At 71.7% G+C, this 2,767-nt stretch carries 2 protein-coding genes; one reads left to right on the top strand and one right to left on the bottom strand.

The genetic code is table 11. The features are described from left to right. Positions 1–713: 713 nt before the first annotated feature. Positions 714–1,061, top strand: coding sequence for a hypothetical protein (locus tag AC5LSR_RS23385; RefSeq protein ID WP_250285724.1), 348 nt, complete (start codon positions 714–716; stop codon positions 1,059–1,061). Positions 1,062–1,345: 284 nt separating this feature from the next. On the opposite strand, the gene AC5LSR_RS23380 is transcribed toward AC5LSR_RS23385, so the two are convergent. Further along, a partial coding sequence (locus tag AC5LSR_RS23380) for an aldehyde dehydrogenase family protein (protein WP_493469041.1) occupies positions 1,346–2,767 on the bottom strand: 1,422 nt, incomplete at its 5' end.

The following is a 2,767-nucleotide window of genomic DNA, read 5'->3' as shown; positions in this document are numbered from 1 at the left end:
CCCCCGACCCCCGGCACCGGGCACCGGCACCGGGCACCGGGCGCCGGGCGCCGGGCGAGGCGGAACGGGTCGCGCCCACCATGCCGGACGCTTCTCCCCCACCGGACCTCTCGGCACCGGGTGGGCGGCTGGCCGCCCGGTGGCCACGGGCCCGTCCGGCGGCGGGTGCCGACGGCGCGGCCCGCCGCCGTGACAGTGGCAGCGGCGGCGGCAGCGGCGGACCGCCGCCGGCCCGTACCCGGTCGTCCCGTCCGCGGCGGGACGTGTGGCATTGTTCCGCCGCCGATGGTCCCGGAGTTCCCCGCAATGGTCCCGGCAGTGGTCCTGGCATTTTCCGCGATGGCCCCCGGGCGATGGCGACGACCGGGCGTGACCTGGCCGACAGGCACGGAATTCGTGACGGCCGGTCGCCGGTCACCGTGACGACGGCCCTTTCGGAGTGGGACAGCACATACCGCCGGCGCCGACGGTGACCGCGATACAGCAAATACCGTTGTCCACACAGCGGATATCGTTGCCCGTGGCACTGCCGGCCCGGCCCGCCATCCGTCCCGGGCCGGTTCCTGTGACATACACGTACCGCGCCGGGAATAGTCCCCGCCCGGCCCGGCGCATGGCCTAACGTGAACGAGACGCGGCTACCATTTCGTTTTCGGGAGTTCGCGTTGCTGCAGGTTCTATCGGATGAATGCGTTGGGAGGTAAGTGTTACCCGTGCAAAACGACAAGAATTCGATAGTCCGGAGGGTCCTCGCCGGCGCGACCGTGGCGCTCGGTGCCGCGGCCTTCATCGGTCTGGGCACCTCTGTCGCAACCGCAAGCAGCGTAGACGCCGGTGCCACCACCGTCGTGGGGGCTGACGCGGGTGTCGGTGTCGGCCCGATCGTCGGCCCGGTTGGTCCGGTCGGCCCGGTCGGCCCCATTGGCCCTGTCGGCCCGGTTGGTCCGGTCGGCCCCGTGGGTCCGGTCGGCCCCGTCGGTCCTGTCGGCCCCGTTGGCGTCGGCCCGATCGTCGGCCCGGTTGGCCCGATCGTCGGCCCGATCGTCGGTCCGATCATCTGATCGGCACCACCTGACCGGCACCAACACGGTGTGACGGCACGACTCCGAAAACAACTCACCGACAACAAGTGGTGAGCGGACGTTGAGCCAGCAACGTCGCAACACAGCTCGACCCGCGCCGGCGGGACCGGTACCGATGACGAATCCCGCCGGTACGCCTTCTCCCGGGCGCCGTCAGACCCGCCCCGGTCACGGGCACCACCCGCGGCCGGGGCGGGCCGGGCAGCCGGCGCCAGCAGGACCCACAAAAGCCCGGCGCGTCCCAGGAAATCTCACAGGAAATCTCAGAAGAAGCGGCGCAGCAGCTTCTTCTTCCATTCCGTGTACGGCGGGTAGAGCAGCGGCGGGTCAGGCCGGGCCGGTTTCGTGACGACCGCCCGGCGGTGGCTGAACGCCTCGAATCCCCACCGGCCGTGGTAGGCGCCGATCCCGCTGGCGCCGACTCCCCCGAAAGGCAGCTGCGGGACGAGGACCTGCACCGCCAGATGGTTGACGACGACACCACCGGAGCTCGTCCCGCGCAGCACCTGCCGCACCACCGTCCTCGAACTGGTGAAAAGATACAGGGCGAGCGGCTTCGGCCGGGCGTTGACAAAGGCGACCGCCTCGTCGAGGGAACCGACCGTCAGGACGGGCAGAACCGGCCCGAATATCTCCTGGGTCATCAGCTCCGAGGCCGGGTCCGGATCGAGCACGACCGTCGCCTCGACGGTGATCGTGCCGGGATCGCTGCCGCCGCCGGCCACGACCTGCCCGTGGTGCCCCTCGAGCGCGCGGCGCAGCCGGTCGAACTGCCGTGGGTTCACGATCCGCTGTACGGGCTCGTCCCGCTGGAACCGCTCCAGCGTGGCCCGGATCTTCGCGACGAACTCGTCCCGGACCGAGCTGTCGACGAGAACGTAGTCGGGGGCGACACAGGTCTGGCCGGCGTTGAGCAGCTTCACCGAGGCGATCCGCTGGGCGGCGACGTCCAGGTCGGCGTCCGGCATGACGATGACCGGGCTCTTGCCGCCCAGCTCCAGGGTCACCGGGGTGAGGTGCCGCGCCGCGGCCTCCATCACCTGCTTACCGGTCTCTGTTCCGCCGGTGAAGAAGACGTGGTCGAGCCCCTGCGCCACCAGCTGCCGGGTGACGGTGGCATCCCCCTCGCGCACGGCGGCCGCGTCCGCGTCCAGATACTCCGGCAGCAGGCGGGCGAGCAGCGCGGAGGTCGCCGGCGCGTGCTCGGACGGCTTGACCACGACAACGTTGCCCGCGGCGAGCGCCCCGACGAGCGGGGACAGCGTCAGGTAGACCGGGTAGTTCCACGGGCCGACGACGAGCACCACGCCCAGTGGTTCGTACTGGTAGAAGCCCCTGCCCGGCAGCATGTTCACCGGCAGTGACGTCCGCCGTGGGCGCACCCATCCCCGCAGGTGCCTGCGGGCGTACGCGGCTTCGGCGCGGGTGCTGGCGATGTCCCCGAACCAGGCGTTGTGGGCGCCCCGGCCGAGGTCGGCGCCGAGGGCGGCGACGATGTCGTCCTCCCGCTGCGTGAGCAGGCGTTCGATCGCGCCGAGCTGCCGCAGCCGCCACCCGAGGTCGCGGGTGCGGCCCGTCGCGAACGTCCGGCGCAGCCGCTCGACCGTCGCGGCGGCATCGGGCTGGGCCTGCGCAACCGGTACCGACGTGACCACGGCCATCCCCTCCCTGCCTTTCCCGCCTGC

It is taken from the genome of Protofrankia sp. CiP1_Cm_nod4 (assembly GCF_982290645.1).
This window is presented reverse-complemented; position numbering and strand designations above follow the sequence as displayed.